At 33.8% G+C, this 18,110-nt stretch carries 14 protein-coding genes; 9 read left to right on the top strand and 5 right to left on the bottom strand.

Annotated features, from left to right (window positions below):
- From mltG to dapF, 3 genes are all read right to left on the bottom strand, one after another.
- Positions 1 to 1,041 (bottom strand): endolytic transglycosylase MltG, encoded by a 1,041-nt coding sequence (gene mltG / locus BC952_RS05535; RefSeq protein WP_121364584.1) that lies wholly within the window; start codon positions 1,039 to 1,041, stop codon positions 1 to 3.
- Between the two features lie 90 nt (positions 1,042 to 1,131).
- Positions 1,132 to 1,665, bottom strand: a complete 534-nt coding sequence (locus BC952_RS05530; protein WP_121364583.1) for a GNAT family N-acetyltransferase — start codon at positions 1,663 to 1,665, stop codon at positions 1,132 to 1,134.
- 225 nt (positions 1,666 to 1,890) lie between these two features.
- Positions 1,891 to 2,694, bottom strand: a complete 804-nt coding sequence (gene dapF, locus BC952_RS05525) for a diaminopimelate epimerase (RefSeq protein ID WP_121364582.1) — start codon at positions 2,692 to 2,694, stop codon at positions 1,891 to 1,893.
- A 137-nt stretch (positions 2,695 to 2,831) separates the two neighbouring features.
- Between dapF and BC952_RS05520 the strand changes: the two genes are divergently transcribed.
- Positions 2,832 to 4,232, top strand: coding sequence for a S1C family serine protease (locus BC952_RS05520; protein ID WP_121364581.1), 1,401 nt, complete (start codon positions 2,832 to 2,834; stop codon positions 4,230 to 4,232).
- 158 nt (positions 4,233 to 4,390) lie between these two features.
- A complete protein-coding gene (locus tag BC952_RS05515) occupies positions 4,391 to 5,839 on the top strand; it encodes a glyceraldehyde-3-phosphate dehydrogenase (protein WP_121364580.1) in 1,449 nt (482 codons plus the stop codon).
- A gap of 340 nt (positions 5,840 to 6,179) precedes the next feature.
- Here the strand turns inward: BC952_RS05515 and BC952_RS05510 are convergent, their stop codons facing one another.
- Positions 6,180 to 7,586, bottom strand: a complete 1,407-nt coding sequence (locus BC952_RS05510; RefSeq protein WP_121364579.1) for an APC family permease — start codon at positions 7,584 to 7,586, stop codon at positions 6,180 to 6,182.
- A 476-nt stretch (positions 7,587 to 8,062) separates the two neighbouring features.
- On the opposite strand from BC952_RS05510, the gene BC952_RS05505 reads away from it, so the two are divergent.
- The 6 genes from BC952_RS05505 (at position 8,063) to BC952_RS05480 (ending at position 16,028) form a co-directional block, all read left to right on the top strand.
- Positions 8,063 to 9,778, top strand: a complete 1,716-nt coding sequence (locus tag BC952_RS05505; RefSeq protein WP_121364578.1) for an AIPR family protein — start codon at positions 8,063 to 8,065, stop codon at positions 9,776 to 9,778.
- Positions 9,779 to 11,355: 1,577 nt separating this feature from the next.
- On the top strand, positions 11,356 to 12,255 hold the full coding sequence (locus BC952_RS05500) for an alpha/beta hydrolase family protein (protein ID WP_121364577.1): 900 nt from the start codon (positions 11,356 to 11,358) through the stop codon (positions 12,253 to 12,255).
- Between the two features lie 183 nt (positions 12,256 to 12,438).
- Positions 12,439 to 12,789 (top strand): hypothetical protein, encoded by a 351-nt coding sequence (locus BC952_RS05495; protein WP_121364576.1) that lies wholly within the window; start codon positions 12,439 to 12,441, stop codon positions 12,787 to 12,789.
- Positions 12,790 to 12,905: 116 nt separating this feature from the next.
- Positions 12,906 to 13,331: a hypothetical protein gene (locus tag BC952_RS05490; RefSeq protein ID WP_121364575.1), complete on the top strand. Its 426-nt coding sequence runs from the start codon at positions 12,906 to 12,908 to the stop codon at positions 13,329 to 13,331.
- A gap of 71 nt (positions 13,332 to 13,402) precedes the next feature.
- A complete protein-coding gene (locus BC952_RS05485) occupies positions 13,403 to 14,263 on the top strand; it encodes an NAD(P)-dependent oxidoreductase (RefSeq protein WP_121364574.1) in 861 nt (286 codons plus the stop codon).
- 727 nt (positions 14,264 to 14,990) lie between these two features.
- Positions 14,991 to 16,028, top strand: a complete 1,038-nt coding sequence (locus tag BC952_RS05480) for a S41 family peptidase (protein ID WP_121364573.1) — start codon at positions 14,991 to 14,993, stop codon at positions 16,026 to 16,028.
- 94 nt (positions 16,029 to 16,122) lie between these two features.
- Here the strand turns inward: BC952_RS05480 and BC952_RS05475 are convergent, their stop codons facing one another.
- The gene (locus BC952_RS05475; protein WP_121364572.1) at positions 16,123 to 16,350 is read right to left on the bottom strand and encodes a CDGSH iron-sulfur domain-containing protein; all 228 of its coding nucleotides are present in this window, start codon (positions 16,348 to 16,350) and stop codon (positions 16,123 to 16,125) included.
- A gap of 258 nt (positions 16,351 to 16,608) precedes the next feature.
- Between BC952_RS05475 and BC952_RS05470 the strand changes: the two genes are divergently transcribed.
- On the top strand, positions 16,609 to 17,928 hold the full coding sequence (locus tag BC952_RS05470) for a serine hydrolase domain-containing protein (RefSeq protein WP_121364571.1): 1,320 nt from the start codon (positions 16,609 to 16,611) through the stop codon (positions 17,926 to 17,928).
- Positions 17,929 to 18,110 lie beyond the last annotated feature (182 nt).

Here is an 18,110-nt window from a genome sequence, read left to right as displayed (position 1 = left end):
TTATCTTTTCACACCTTGACTGTTGATCCAATCCGAATATTTTTTGGCGTTTTTATTGTGTTCTTCTAAAGTAGCAGCAAACTCATGATATCCAAAACGCTCTACACTCGCACAGAAATAAATAAAGTTATTTTTCTCAGGATCTAAAACGGCTTCTAACGCTGTGATGTCAGGCATAGCAATAGGTCCAGGAGGCAGACCAACATTAATATATGTATTATAAGGATGAGACATTGTCAAATCATTGTAAAAAACTCTTTTGATTACCTGATTAAAATCATTCGATTTCTTTTTCATTGCAAATATTACGGTTGGATCAGCCTGCAATGGCATTCCAGCTCTTAAACGGTTCAAATACACACCTGCAATTCTTGGTCTTTCGTCTTTTTTTACGGATTCTTTATGCACTATTGAAGCCAGAATCGTTGCTTCAATTGGAGTTAACCCTTGTTTTTGCGCTTTGGCAACTCTTTCCTTATTCCAAAAATTACGGTATTCTTTAATCATTTTATCGCGAAACTTTTCAGCCGTTGTGTTCCAATAAATCTCATACGTATTCGGAATAAACATTACTAAAATATTCTCTTCATTGAACCCGTTTTCTTTCAAGAAAATAGAATCTTTAAAGGTATTCAATAATGATAAACTGTCGGCTTCTATTTGAGAACCTACACGTCCCGCTAAATTTTCTACACGTTCCTGATTATTGAAAGCCAATTTTACAGGCGAATTAAGTCTCAAGGTTTTTACCAACTCATAACTGTTCATTCCTTTTGTGAATAGAAAACGCCCCGGAATTACATTATCAGTATAACCTCTTTTACTGGCCACCATTTCAAAACGATCCATATTCTCTACATATGGCGCGATTATTTTCTTGACATCTTCATAATTAGAATCTGTCGGAACATAGACAAACACTTCTTTATCTGCAAATTTTGTATTAGCTGCAAAAATCTGACGCAAAATAATCAATCCGTAAATCATTAATATTGATATTAAAACAACAGACGTAATAGTGATGATTTTCTTGATATTCATATGTGGTATTATTTTTTTTCTGGAATAATGATACGACTATTCCTCCTATTTATTTGATTTTTAATTGATACTTGTTCAAAACTAAAAATTTTAAAATTTAGTATTGATTAATTGAAAAATAGCCTCGTCTTTATAAATACCGTTGACGAAGGTCCAGTCTTTCTTTACGCCTATTATTTCGAATCCAAATTTAGTAAAAAGAGCTTTACTTGCTTCATTTTCGGTACCAATATTTGCATATAATTGGTGTAAATTAAGATTATAAAAAGCATATTCTATTAATAATGCCAAAGCTTCGGACCCAATATTCTGTTTTCGGTTTTCGTTATTTTGGATTACGATACCCACTCCTGCCCTATTATTCTTTGGATCAAAATCAAATAAATCGATTAAACCCAAAGCGGGAAAATCCTGATCCTGACAAATAGCCAATCGCAATTGCTTAGCTTCATAAATATCCTGATGGGCATTTTCTAAATATTGTTTGACTAAAAATCGACTGTAAGGCGTATGTGTATTACTGACTTCCCAGATGCTCTGGTCGTTTTCTATGGCATACACAAACTCCAAATCATTGGGTTCTAATGCACGAATATAGATATTATCGCCTTTTAATGTTTTCATATAAATAATTACGAATTAAAAACCTATTTATTAAAAATAGCTAGCAGTAAAATTATCATTACGATAGGAATAATTATAAAACCAATGATCGAACGATATTTATAATAATAATTCATTTTTGAAAATCCACCTTTTTTGAATTGAGAATAAAAAGAAAGCTACAAACAAATAATAACAATACTAAAATTGATAAATCTGGCATTTTTTATAATTCCTAATTTGTAGTTAAATCTCGATCGTTCCTTTAAATACAAATTCAGCTGGTCCTTTCAGGAAAACATTAGTAAAATGTCCATCTTTTTTATCAAAAGAAACAACTAATTTTCCGCCTTCAACATTCAAATCAATAGAGGAAGCATTCGTTTTTCCTAGCACATTCATCGCAATTGCAACTGCCGTCGCTCCTGTTCCGCAAGAAAGCGTTTCATCTTCTACGCCTCTTTCATACGTTCGTAACGAAAAAGTGTTGTCGTCAATTTGTTTGACAAAATTGATATTACTTCCTGCTTTACCGTATAAATCTCCGTATCGAATGGCCGCTCCATTTTCCTTGATATTGTAATTTTCTAAATCGTCTACTAGTTGTACATGATGCGGCGAACCCGTATTCAGAAAAACGTAATCTGCATTTACTTTTACCTCATCAACATCAATCATTTGAAGTGAAACCAATCCGTCATCGCCAATTGTAGCATGATGCAAACCATCTGTCGCTATGAAAGTAGTTTCGTTCTCTATTACGTTCAGCTTTTTGGCGAAAGCCACTAAACAGCGTCCACCGTTGCCACACATAGAACTTTGATTTCCATCTGAGTTGTAATAGACCATTTTGAAATCAGTGGCCGTTGCGAGATTCGAAGCAATCGTGTCATTTTCCAATAAAATCAGCCCATCGCCTCCTATTCCAAAACGTCTATCACATAAATGCGCGATTAATTGTGTATTCTCCTTTGGAAAAAACTCCGAACGGTTATCAACCATTACAAAATCATTTCCTGTCCCTTGGTATTTATGAAATTCTAGTTGCATTTTAATTTGTATTGAGTCCAACAAAAGTACGAACTATTAATGAAATGTTAATCATTGTTAAAGAGCGTTAAACTGTATTTTAAAAAAGCAATTTAGTTTTATTTTTACGGGTAAATATCTTAAAAAACGAATTTAATATGAAAAAATTTTCAACTCTATTTTTAGTTTCGTTGTTAAGCGGAGCGGTTACTCTTGGAGCTTACAAATTATTATTTGACACCAATGGATATTTTTCTAATGACAAAAGTTCAGCAGTTACCATGACATCCAATTCTTATGGTAAAAAAGTGGGATTATCATCGGATGTACTTGATTTTACTGAGGCTGCTGAAAAAACCATCCATACGGTTGTACACGTAAAAAACGTTTCTCGCAGAACGATTACAAATCCCATTTTAGAATATTTTTATGGGTATAAAGGAGGACAATCCCAAGAACAAGTGGGAACAGGTTCTGGAGTTATCATTTCTGAGGACGGTTATATTGTAACCAATAATCACGTGATTAAAGGTGCCTCAGAAATTGAAATCACCTTAAACAACAAAAAATCATATCAAGCAAAACTTATTGGAACCGATTCTAAAATGGACATTGCCTTGTTGAAAATTGACACCAACGAGAAATTACCATATACTGTTTTTGCCAATTCTGATTCGGTTAAAATTGGCGAATGGGTTTTGGCTGTAGGAAATCCATATAATTTGACTTCAACGGTAACTGCCGGAATTGTTTCGGCGAAAGCCAGAGATTTAGACACCAGCGGAATCCAATCTTTCATACAAACAGATGCTGCGGTAAACCCAGGAAACAGTGGTGGCGCCTTAGTCAACACGCGTGGTGAACTGATAGGAATCAACACGATGATTTCCTCGATGACGGGTTCTTACGTAGGTTATTCGTTTGCGGTTCCTTCGAATATTGCCCGAAAAATCATTGAAGATTTAATGGAATTTGGGAATGTGCAGCGTGGAATTCTTGGCGTTGAAGGAGGCGAATTGAATAGCATTAGTTCCAAAGAATACGGAATTTCCCAAACACAGGGATTCTACATTAATAAAGTAACTAAAAATTCCGGTGCCGAAAAATCAGGATTAGAAAAAGGCGATGTCATCATCAAATTAGACGAACAAAATGTTGCTACGTTTGCGGATCTTTCCGGATATATCAACACAAAAAGACCGAATGACAAAGTGCAGGTTACGTACATCAGAGATGGAAAAACGAGAGTGGTTCCAGTAGTGTTGAGCAAAAATGAATTTTTCAATGCAGAATTTAAAGGTATCGAATTAGAAAACATTGATGCTGCTGACAAGAAAAAATTCAAAATTGATTACGGTGTAAAGATCAAATCGATTACCAGCCAAAATTTGAAACAATACGAAGATGAGTTGGTCGGAAATATTATTTTGAGTATTGATAATATCAAAGCTATTGATGTGGAAACGGTCTCTAAACTTTTGAGTAAAAAAGAGGAAAACCAAACCGTACGCATTGAAATGATTAATAAAAACGGTGAAATACTGCGTGTAATTCTCTAACGCATTCCTTTTTTCAAAAACTAAAGCCATCTTAAAAAACAAGATGGCTTTTTTATTTTATAAATAAATCACAAAATAGCTTACGAAATCGATTGAAATGGGTAATTTTGCGCCAAATTTTAAAAAATACACTAACTTATTTTCATTAAATTTTCAACATGGACACCACAACTTTATACGAAAAAGAAGTTTCTTTTCAAGCCGACAGGCGACGTGCGGGAGTAAAACTGATTAAAATCATCAGCGATTTATGGTACGATAAATCCATTGAGATGGTCTTATTTCGCAATCAATTAATTGACCGAAATGTCAGTGACATCATCAACCTGCATGAATATGCCGGAGAATTTGTGGGCAAACCTATTTCTATCTTTGATTCTGTTAAAATTGCAAAAGCTATTTTAGAATTGAATTTGCCACCTGCAAAATTAGATATTGGAAAACTTACGTATGAATACCGTTTAGAAGATGAAAAATATCCTGACGCAAAGTATTTTGTAATTGACAAATTAAAAAACGCCAAAAACTCAGAGGAAATTCATCCAAAAGATGTGGTGCTGTATGGTTTTGGGCGTATTGGTCGTTTATTAGCCAGAGAATTAATGTCGAAAACTGGGAAAGGAAGTCAATTGCGATTGCGCGCTATCGTAACACGCGATAAAAATGATGCTACTTCTCTTGAAAAAAGAGCTTCCTTGTTGCGATACGATTCTATTCATGGTGATTTTCAAGGATCCGTAACTGCTGACCCTGAAAATAATGCTCTGATCATCAACGGAACCACCGTTCATGTCATTACGGCAAACGGTCCTGAAGAAATTGATTATACACATTACGGAATTGACAATGCTTTGGTTATTGACAACACAGGAGCTTTTACCACACATGAAGCTTTAAGCAGACATTTAGTTTCTAAAGGTACCGATAAAGTATTGCTTACCGCTCCCGGAAAAGGAGTTCCTAATATTGTTCACGGTGTAAACCATAACGAATACAATCCTGACGAAATCAACATATTCTCAGCGGCATCCTGCACTACAAATGCCATCACGCCAATCTTGAAAGCAGTTGAAGACACTTTAGGGGTTGTCAAAGGACATTTGGAGACCATCCATGCGTATACCAACGACCAGAATCTTGTCGATAATATGCACAAAAAATACCGTCGTGGAAGAGCTGCAGCCTTGAATATGGTGATTACCGAAACGGGTGCCGGAAGTGCTGTTGCAAAAGCATTGCCGTCATTGGAAGGAAAATTAACTTCAAATGCAATTCGTGTGCCAGTTCCTAATGGTTCATTAGTCGTTTTGAATCTGGAAGTTTCAAGAACAACTTCGGTTGAAGAAATCAATGCTATCATGAAAAAATACGCTTTGGAAGGCGAATTAGTGGAGCAAATAAAATACTCGATGAATAACGAGTTGGTTTCATCGGATATCGTTGGTACATCACAGCCTGCCATTTATGATAGTAATGCCTCCATTGTTTCAAAAGACGGAAAGAATATCGTGTTGTACATTTGGTATGATAATGAATACGGTTACAGCCACCAAGTCATTAGATTGGCTAAATATATTGCCAAAGTAAGACGTTTTACGTATTACTAGCCTGCCGTTTACAGGTTGTGGCTTGCAGTTGTATTTTTTTTAGTTTTAGTTTTTAGTCTCCTTAGTTTTAAATTTAAGACAACCGCAACCCAACCTGAATTCAATAGAAAATCCGTCGCGTTATCAAAACGAGACGGATTTTTTTATGTGTTAATTTGCCATTGTTTTACAAAATAGAATGCAGATGACGCGGATTAAGTAGATTTTCTCTGATTACTAAAAGTCATGAAAGCAATACTAATTATGAATATAAATATTTAGATGTTTTTTTTTAACATATAAGAAATATAAGTTTATTTAAGCTGGACTAATTTAAATTCATAACTCATAATTAAAAAAACTATTCCTTAGCTTTCGTCAAATAATACACCGGAATACCAATCAGCATTATCAAAACTCCCCAACCACTGGTACTCGTTTTAGTATACAACAAAGCAATGCAAATTGCCGTGGCGATAATTAGATAAAGTGCAGGCAGAAATGGATATCCAAAAGCTTTATAGGGTCTTTCCACATTTGGCATTTTTTTGCGCAGAATAAATATTCCTAAGATTGTAAGGATATAAAATATCAAAACGATGATGACCACAAAATCCAATAAATCACCATATTTTCCTGTCAGACATAACGCCGAAGCCCAAATACACTGCGCCCATATAGACCAAGCCGGAACGCTGGCATGATTCAATTCAGCGGCTTTCTTAAAGAAAACACCGTCTTGCGCCATCGTATAATACACTCTCGCACCCGCCATAATCAATCCATTGTTGCAGGCAAAAGTCGAAATCATAATCATCACAGCGATAATTAATGTTCCTACAGAACCAAAAATACTTTGTGAAGCCACAACAGCCACACGATCCGATTCGGCTGTAGCAATATCATACAAAGGCACCACTGCCAAATACATAATATTAGCCAAAATATAAATCACACTCACGATTAAGGTTCCTAAGAACAAACTCAATCCCACATTGCGTTTTGGATTTTTTATTTCACCAGCTATAAAAGTTACTCCTTCCCAAGCCACACTGGAGAACATAGAACCTACTAAGGCTGCCGAAATTCCAGATATCAAAGCCGTTCCGCTGATGGGCAACCACAAACCCGTTTCTACATTTAGTGTTTGTGACTTCCAGGCATTCGTCCAGTTCGCATCCCAAACCTCAGCTTTGGCAGCCATAAATCCAAAAATAATCAAACCTGCCAGCGATAGAATTTTAATAACCGTAAGCACCGTTTGTAAAATCTTAGAATTTTTCACCCCGCGACTGTTGATGTAACTCAGCAGAATAATGGTGAAAATAGAAACAATCTGAGCCGCATTGAGTTTGAAATCCCCAATCTCGTATAAAATATTTTTATCACTTAAAGGCGCGTACAAGTAGGCGGCAAATTTAGCAAAAGCCACACCCACGGCAGCAATCGTCCCGGTTTGAATCACGGCAAAAAAGCTCCAACCGTACAAGAAACCCACCAGTTTGCCGTACGCTTCCTTGATGTACACATATTGACCACCCGCTTTAGGAAACATCGCGCTCAACTCGCCATAACTCACGGCGGCAATCACCGTAATGGCGCCCGTAAGCACCCACATAGCAATCAACCAACCGGCAGATCCCAACTGGCGCACCATATCCGAGCTTACAATAAATATCCCGGAACCTATCATAGAACCCACCACAAGCATGGTTCCGTCGAGTAATCCTAATTCTCTTTTAAAATCGTCTGGTTTTTGGTCTTCCATATATTGGGTTTTTGGTTTTTAGTTGGCTAAAGATATACTTTTTTCGGAAATTTCATAAAAAGGATGGAAAAAGTGAGATTGTTCCTTTGGGCGTGACCCTGCAGCAGCTTTGTCGTTCCTCCTCGCCACTTTGGGTCGGGCGGTACGCTGTATCTTTATTTTCTTAAAGAAAGAAAATAAAGGATGCCGCTTCCCTCCCTCACGCAAACCACAATAACTATAGCGTTTATTCTTTTCAAGAAAAATTGTAAGAAAATTTTAATATATTTGAAAGAATATAGAACGAAAGAAAATTTTTGCCCACCTACCCATATTTGGGTGCATATGCGAAGGTTCGTTTCGTCTATATACAAGCAATAGGTAATAGAGCAACCATGAGAAAAACGGTTATGCTTTGTGGCTATCCACAATCTGCAAACTATAAAAAATTAACAAATAGTGATTAACAATAATGTTAGTCATAGTAAACAAGAAAAATGGCTGGAATAAATGATTATAAAATAATTGGTAAGAAAAGTAAAAAATACTTTGAGTTATTAGCTACAGAGTTAGACTTTGATTATTCATCATTAGAGGACAAACAAATTGAAAGACTTGGATTTTATTTATTCATAATCGAACATTTATCAAATACAACTGAAGTTTTAGATATAGCTGATTTAGTAACAGATACAGATTTTAATTCTATACTGTTCAATGAAAGATTTGATGATTGCGGAATCGATGCTATCATCATAGATGATGAAGAACATCATATTCAATTGTTCAATTTTAAGTATAGAACTAAATTTAATATTGGCAAACAAAGCCTCAATGAAACTATTTTATCAAGTAAGTTTATTAACGCTATTGTTAATGAAGATTTATCACAACTTGAGGGTAAGACCCAAAAAGGCGCAAAAGAGATCGTTGAAAAATTGAATGGTAATGAGGAATGGAAAATCTCTTTATTTGTTGTAAGTAATGAGGATATCGAGATCACTTCAAAAGATCATCATCTTGAACAAATGGAGAGAGTATATGGCCTAGAAGTAATACCTGTTGGATTAGAGCAAATAAGCCAATTTGTTTCATTAAGACCAAACCCTGTGAATGCAGAATTAATTGTTGATAATGATGCTATAATGTCTTTTTCCGAAAGTTCAATTTCATCATCAAAGTCCTATATTATTAGATTGCCATTAACAGAAATAATTAGAATAACATGTGCTGATAGTGATTTAAGGAGGAACTATGGAATTGAAGTTCTCGAACCCTTAACAAAGGTAAATATTGACTATTCTGTATTATTCGACAATGTCCGTGGTTTGGTAGTTAAATCCAAATACAACAAGAATATATCGTTTAGTTTGAAAAATGATCCTACTAAATTTTTCATGTATAATAATGGATTAACACTTACTGCAAATGACATTAAAGCGGAACCAGTTAATGCCAATAAAAAAATACGCTTAACAATAGATTCGCTTCAAGTACTGAATGGAGGTCAGTCATTAAGAACAATTCATCAATTTAATTCGGAAGATCCTAAACATTTAGAAGATTATCTTTCCAAAAGTGAAGTATTAGTGAGGATTTTTAAAACTTCAAAAGACTCTAATTTGAATAATAAAATTGCTGAATATACTAACAGCCAAAATTCTATTTCCAATGTTGATTTGAAATCATTGCGTAGCGAACAGCTACAAATAGAACAATTTCTTGACGATCATAACATCATTTATTCTAGAAAAACTGGGGATACAGGTTTAGATATTACCAAGAAATATTTACATAAAATCAGTATGGAAAGATTTGGACAAATCTTAATGTCGTTTCGCGGTATGCCTGAAAGAGCTACTAATCAGAAAAAATTCATTTTTGATAAATATTACGATGAATTATTCCTTAGTGAAACGTTCAAACTTGAGTTATGTCCTGAAATGATAACAAGCTACTTCCTAGTAAAAAAAGAATATGAAAAAATAAAAGGAACTGTAACTTCAAGTGAACAAAAAGTATTTTATGTACTTTACATGACCACAATTATCCAAAAGTCAATTGTTGAAATAATTACCCAATTAGAACAGATAATAAAATTATATAAACCTTCGTCTGGAAAAACTTTATCTGAGGCTCGTAAATTGATACAACTTAACTTTAGGACTTATCTAGATGAGCAAATACTAACTACAACAACCATTTTGAGGTAGCTGGGATTTAGTGGCATTACAGTTTCGCATCAAGTTTTCATTAAACCGAAAATTGAAAAGTTACGAACTTTCAGCCATCTCAAATCAGCAAAACATTGTGCATCATACTGCAAGACCATGGAGAATACAACAACTACTTGTAACAATTAATAAAATTTGATACTAATTACTAACCTTTAAATATTATTTCTTAAAAAGAAGAAAATGAAAAAAAATAATAAATAGAAAATCAGTAATTCTAATGTCTAGTGGAATGCTGATAATTGTAGTTTCACAGATCTTTTCTCATTTTGTAGAACTACCTGATTTGACAAAAGGTTTATTTTTTGGAATTGGGATTGGAATGTCATTATTAGCAATAATTTTTGACATACATAGAACTGCTCAATAAAATTAAGTTTAAATCTAAAGTCAAAATATGGAAATAATATTTTGAGAGCAAAAGAAGATGGATCAAACCAAAAAATACGAACGAACAACAGCGGTTTGCCACAATGGCTTAATTCTGTGATTCTTTAGAAAACACAGTGATAACTCAAAGTTTGGTTTATATTTATGATTGTTCGGTGAGAGGTACGCCACTGTGGCAAACCACAGGACGTCAGGCTGTGAAAAAACTATTTTCAAAAAAATTAAAAATATGCAAAAAGAAGAATACTCGAACAAAACGGACCAACAGTTAAAATCTACCTCTAGTTTGTACTACGGACTTTTGATTATATCTGTTGTGTTGCCAATTATTCTTACATTATCTGGTTACTTTTTGACTGGAAAGACCTATTTTAAAACTATTATTCACTTTGTTGTTATAATGATATTTCTTTTGCTCTCAAAGAAAAGATTTAATAATAATAATAATAATAACGACAAAACGATATAAAATACAAGTTAAAACCTCGGTGCTTGTACACTGCGGAAAAGACAAAGAAGTTAAGTCAGTTCTTTTTAAATTTTAGAAAGATTCTTCAAAAGCCGCTGATTAGAAACTAAAATAAGGTTACGCAGAACTTGACAAAAGCAATTTAGCATTTTTAAAATTAATGGTTTAGGCACAGTTGAAGACCTTGACGAAAGACATATACTTAAAGAAAAATGGACGAAGTTATAGGTTGGATAAGGTTCAAACAAACCGACGGAGAAAGAATTGGAAGTGTTACGAGGGAAGTAGGCTGTATGGTAGTGGCCTTTGAAGTCACTAAAAAGTAGTGGTAAAAAACTTAAAAGACACTGAATTTAGCAGCTATTTAAGGATATTGAGACTGGGCAAAATAAAAACTACTGCCAACATATTATTGCCAATATCGTGGGCTGACGGAAATGCCTGTTCATTTGTTATTCAATTTTACTATAGTACTTGTGCTATGCTGGCGTTTTTCAAATCCCACAACATCGACCATAATCCTACGTCAGGCTGTGAAAAAACATATTTCAAATTTAGAAAGTATCTGGAGGCTACCAAATAAAAATCTCAAATATGAGATTCTCAAGAGGTTGATTTTAGTTTTTTCACAGCCTAACATTGTAGGCAATGCTAACTCAGAATGGAGAATCTACCTTAATTTTTATATTAAATCAAAATGAATAATAAATTTTTTTCTAACTTATTTCTTTGGTTATTATTAATCACTTTACCAGATATGGTATTTTCTCAATCGGCCGACTTTACCATTCAAGATATAAAGTTTGAAAGTCAAGGCGTCACTCTTGCAGGCTCGATTTTAACACCTAAAAAAGCATTAGCAGCAGTTGTAATTGTTCATGGGTCTGATCCTGTAAAAAGAGAAATGGAGTTTGCTACACGTCTTGCCAAAGAAGGTATCGCTGTATTGACATATGATAAACGTGGAGTTGGAGAATCAGGCGGTGTATATGCAGGACCATCTGTTGGCACGAATAATATTGACCCTGCAAATCTTAATTTATTATCTCACGATGCACGTGCAGCAGTAAATACATTTCAAACTTATTTGAAGGATAAAAAAACACCAATTGGATTGGTTGGCTTCAGTCAAGCAGGATGGATAATCCCTATTGTTGCAAGCAAAAATCCACAAATAGAATTTATGGTTTTATTTAGTTGCCCTACAATTACAACTTTAGAACAACTACGATTTCAGTTTTATACTAATGGAAACAATAACTTTTGGGAAAACCATACAGAATCAGATGCTCGTGAACATACTAAAAATGACCCAGACCGGTATCAATTTCCCACTACTGACCCAAAAAATTACTTGAATACTCTTTCAATTCCAGGACTTTGGCTTTTTGGTGAGAAAGATATCCAAATTCCCGTAAAATTGTGCATTGAGCAATTAAATACATTTAAAGTTCAAGGCAAACCTTTCGAGTATGCTTTGTTTTCAACATTAGCACACAATATTGCTCCTGACAATATTACAGCTCCTGTTGACATTTCAATTCAATGGATAAAACAGAAAGCTTTGAACATAAAAAAGTCTAAAGCATCAAAATAAAGAACTGCCTACAACACACGCTACATGCAATTTGAGTATTAGGCTTAATTTGAAATTGGTCTTCTATTTGGAAGATTTGCTTCGCCTGTTCGCTATCGCTCGGTTGGCAAATCCGAAAATAGGGCTTAAATTAGTACCAAACACGTTGTAGTACTAGAACGTTATAAAAAAATAAAACCAATAATGAAATACGCTGAATTTAATATTGACTCGAATAAAATAGAATTCTTAAACTCTATTTTTGGAATTGAAAGTGTTTTACTGAATGGAAAAAGAATTTCTAAAAAGTTTTCTTTTTCTGGAATTACCCATGAAATAAAACTACAAGCCAGAGATTTAATATTGGAATCCAAATACAAGCAATTCGACAAAAAAGAAATCAAACTTGAATTAAAGGAAAATGGGGTATTACTCAAGGAACAATTTGTAAAAATAGACAAAAAACAAACATTTTTTTGGATGTTAATTGGAGTAACTATAGGAATTGCATTCTATAAACTTCTAAATTTACTTTATGAATATCTGAATGTATAAACCCCTTCGCTTGGATATTCTCAATCTGTTCCACTTGTTAATTTTTATTTCTTTCCCAGAAATAAACCAGCAGTTAACAGTAGTTATTCGTTGTACATAATTTAAAAATAATTATTATGAAACCAAGTAAAGAATTTATTAAAAAAGGGCTGTATTTATCGGGTATAATGAATATTGGTGGCGTACTTGTATTTTCCAGATTTTTCACCAATAAAGTTATTAATGAAGCTGACCCAGTCACTATGTCCAATTTTGGATTACTAATGATAGTAGTTTGGGGTCTTGTATTTTTAGCTATTGTTCCTAAATGGGAACATCTTAAATGGGTGATTGGAGTTTTTGTCATTGAAAAATTTATTTATGGGATTACCTGGTCTAAATGGATTATGAGTAATGACCTTTCTGCAGTCTATAAAGCAGATACAATGGCTGGGATTTATTATACCATTTATGGACTTAATGATTGGCTATTCTGTGTTTTTTACTTACTTGTTTTTATTTACTTAAGTAAGCTTGAGAAAAATCAAACAGATAATCATTAACATATAAAACTATGGCCAACCCGACCGCAGTGATATGCCACAATGAGCAGATAATCTAAATAACAAAAACTATGAATACATTAAAATTAGGATGGACAGGTCTTGGCAACATGGGAAACCCAATGGTTATGAACCTACTCAAAGCAGGTTTTGAAGTATCGGTTTTCAATCGTACCAAAGATAAAGAAACGCCATTACTGGCTGCAGGAGCAAAATCAGCAAGCAGTCTGCAAGAACTAATGGAAACTTGTGACGTCGTTTTGACGATGCTGTCCAATGACGCAGCTGTCAAGGAAGTTTTTGAAGGACCTATAGGATTATTGTCTAAAACTAATCCTGGTAAAACAATCATCAATATGAGTACGGTTTCCCCCGAAACTTCGCGTTATTTAAACACCATTTGCAACCAACATAACGTACATTTTATAGATGCTCCCGTTTCTGGAAGTGTAAAACCGGCACAAGACGGAACGCTGGTCATTCTTGTGGGCGCTTCGAGTGAAGACTACGAATTAGCCAAACCCATATTTGACGTTTTGGGTAAAATTGCGATTCATGTTGGCGAACCTGGCGTGGCAAGTTCAGCTAAATTAGCCATCAATTACTTATTAGGATTGAACCTTCAAGGAATAGCTGAAACGGTTTTATTTGCCGAGAAAAACGGCGTAAGTAAAGAAGACATGCTCAATATCATCAATCAAGGTGCTTGTGGCAACGGAATCACTAATATCAAAACACCTTCCATTCTGAAAGATTCTTATCCGGCAGCATTTGCGTTGAAACATTTAGTTAAAGATTTAAGACTGGCCAAAGAAGCCGGACTCGATTCCCCGCTAATTCATCCTTTGTATGACAGTTATGCCGCAGCTGAACAAGAAGGATTAGGCGATCAGGATGTGATGGCGATTATCAGCAGTTTAAAAAATAAGTGATATTACAATGCTGTTCTGATAAATAACCTTCACTTTATTTTCTCAGAAAAACAAAAACGTCAATTATTTAATCATTTATAATAGTAATAAATTTACAATACATCTGGGAAGTTATAAAGAAATACATTGGCGATACTATGAAAAAAAAAATCTGCTTTTAATTTTAATCTGCTTCAATTTTAATTTTCTAATTGCTCAACAAAAGATTTCAGACACCGAAAAATTAGTTACAATTGGCAAAATTTATGGTTTCCTAAAATATTATCATCCAGAAGTTGGAAAGGGAAAATACGATTGGGACAAAGAATTTATCAAATATCTTCCTCTAGTACTTGAAGCTAGCGATACGGAATCATTATCAAAAATTTACAGTAATTGGATTGACAGTTTAGGGCACATTGAAAAATGCAAAAATTGTAGTTCTGACAAACTTTATTTTGATAAAAATTTCAATCTTTCTTGGACACAAGATTCAGAGATTTTCAATAGTGAACTTACAGCAAAATTAAAATACATTGAAGAAAATAGATTTCAAGGAGAAAATTTCTACATAACTGCAGAACCTGTTGGAAAAATTAAAGTTACAAATGAACCTATTTATCAAAATTTTTCATATCCAAGCGAAGAATACAGACTGTTAGGCTTATTCAAATATTGGAATATCATCGAATATTTCTATCCATACAAATATCTTGCAGACCAAAAATGGGATTCTGTATTAACAGAAATGATTCCAAAATTTAGAAGTGCATCCAATAAAGACGAATATCAATCTTTCGTAAAAGAACTGGTTGCTAAATTAGACGATACGCACGCTTGGGTCAGCTTCAATGCTGAGAAAGTCAAATACCTTCCTATCAAAATTTCAAACATTGACAATAAAGCTGTAGTTTCAGGTTTCTACAATGATTCTCTTGCCAAAATCAACAATTTAAAATTAGGCGATATACTGTTGAAAATTGACGAGGTAGACATTCAAAAAGAAACAGAAAAAAAATCCAAATATATTGCAGGGTCAAATGCAAATATTAAAATTCGACAAACTTATAACGAAATTCTTCTTGGAACGGATAGTTCTACAACATTAACTATCGAAAGAAATAATCAGATTGAAAAAATTAAAGTCAATCGGTATAATTTCGACGACTTTAAATATTGGGATAATCCGACAACGATTAAAACCAAATCAATAAACGAAACAATTGGTTACATAAATATGGCAAGTGTAAAAGGTGCTGATGTTTCCAATATATTTAAATCTTTCGAAAATAAAAAAGCAATAATCATTGACTTAAGAAATTATCCAGCTTTCATCTACAAACTATTATCAAAACATTTAAATTCAGAAAAAAGAGATTTCAGTAAAGTTTATAGTCCAAATATGAACTATCCAGGAATGTTTAGCTTGAAGGATAACTTACAAACAGGAATCAAAAACAACAAAAATTTTAAAGGAAAAGTTATTATTCTGGTTAATGAAGAATCAATAAGCAGATCAGAGTTCACTGCCATGGCGCTTCAAACGGCAGACAATGTAATTACAATAGGAAATCAAACGGCGGGTGCAGATGGAGACGTAGTTGTTTTTGAATATATTGGAGGTTACAAAACTGCAATTTCAGGGAATGGTATAATGTATCCTAATAACACTGAGACACATAGAAAAGGAATTAAAATTGACATAGAAATTAGGCCTACAATAAATGGTTTGAGACAAGGTCGGGATGAAATTTTAGAAAAAGCTATTGAACTAGGCTCTGAATAATAAAATCACAGTTATCTTATTTTATTACAAAACAAGAAAAAGCTACATCTTTAGGAATGTAGCTTTTCTTATTTAATCGAATCAGAAAACGATATTACTTCATTTTCATTGGAGGCAAGTCAAATGCAGCTGATTCATGCTCAAAACCGTTGCGGTGGGAACCATCACAAAAAGGTTTGTTTACGGATAATCCGCAACGGCAAAGACCTAAAGCCGTTCTTCCTTCTAATCCGTATGTTTTTCCTTCACAGTCTGTTATTTCAAAATCGCCTTCTATTTTTATAGAACCATTGCGATTGATTGTTAGTTTTGTCTTGCTCATAATGCTTTAATTTTTTAGAGTTCAAAGATTGCAAAATATTTCAGGACCTTTTTGCATTGCTGCTCTTTTTTATGGTTCCAAATCGTAATTTACATTAATTCTATTTTGTGTAACACGATACCGAGGAAGTTTGATTTGGCTTGACTACATGAAAGTTCGTTACTTTCTATTCTAACATTCAGCATCAAATAATCAATCTACTAAGCAAATAATTGACTATTTTTATTGCTTTAAAACAACCCAATTAATTAAACTCTCATGACAAAGAAAATCGCAATCACCTTATTTTTTGGATTCCTCGTTGGAACAAGCTACGCTCAAAAAATGAACGTCGCCAAACTGGACAGTTTATTTCAGATTTTGGAAGCGAAAGATAAATTCATGGGAAGCATTGCCGTTTCACAAAATGGAACGCTACTTTATTCAAAATCTATTGGAATGGATGACATAGAAAGCAATAAAAAAGCAAGTAATTTATCCAAATACCGTGTGGGATCGATATCAAAAATGTTTACTTCAGCATTAATATTTAAAGCGATTGAAGAGAAAAAATTATCATTGAACCAAACCATTGAAACTTTTTTCCCAACCATAGAAAATGCCAATAAAATAACCATTGGTAATCTCTTAAACCACCGAAGTGGAATTTATAATTTTACCAATGCTTCGGAATACATGACCTACAACACCCAACCAAAATCTGAAAAAGAAATGGTTGAAATCATTGCCAAAGGAAAAAGTATTTTTGAACCCAACAGCAAAGCCGATTACAGCAATTCCAATTATGTTTTATTGAGTTACATTCTTGAGAAAACCTATAAAAAGCCATATAAAACCATATTGAACGATAAAATTGTAAAACCATTAGGCTTAAAAAACACCTATATTGGCAGCAAAATCAACATTCAAAATAACGAAAGTAATTCCTATTCATTCTCTGAAAAATGGAAAAAAGAACCGGAAACGGATATGTCAATCCCAATGGGAGCTGGCGCAGTGGTTTCTAATCCACAGGATTTGGTGCTATTTATTGAAAAGCTTTTCTCCAATGCCATAATCTCCGAAACCAGTCTGAAGCAAATGACAACTCTGCAAGACAACTACGGAATGGGGATTTTCCAGTATCCGTTTTATGAAAAGAAAAGCTTTGGTCACACCGGAGGTATTGATGAATTCAGATCATCATTAGCGTATTTCCCAGAAGACAAATTAGCTGTTGCATTAACCTCTAACGGGAGAACTTATGACAATAATGATATCATGATTGCCGCTTTGAGTGCGTATAACAACAAACCGTTTACAATTCCAACTTTTAAAACTATTACACTAAAAAGCGAGGATTTAGATCCTTATTTAGGAGAATATTCAGATGCTGGATTTCCGATGAAAATCACCATTACAAAAGATAACACCAAACTTTTTGCGCAGGCAACCGGGCAATCTGCCTTTCCACTGGAACCCACTGAAAAAAACAATTTTGAATTTAAAATGGCAGGAATAAAATTAGAATTCAAACCAAATGAAAAGCAGATGATTTTAAAACAAGGCGGCGGAAAATTTACTTTGACAAAAAAATAAAATAATTCTATAAGAGCGAATCTTAATTAAAATCCTCCGGCATACTTTTTTGCTGGATTTCATAACCAGCACTTATAAAACTCCGATATTTTAAGCACAACTTAAGATCCTATTATATTGAAGACAAGAAACTGCATTATTTCGATCTAAATTGTACATTTGCCTAGTACAAAGCACATTTT

It is taken from the genome of Flavobacterium limicola (assembly GCF_003634755.1).
Lineage (GTDB): Bacteria > Bacteroidota > Bacteroidia > Flavobacteriales > Flavobacteriaceae > Flavobacterium > Flavobacterium limicola.
Note: the sequence above shows the minus strand (reverse complement) of the source record. Positions and strands in the feature narration are given on the sequence as shown.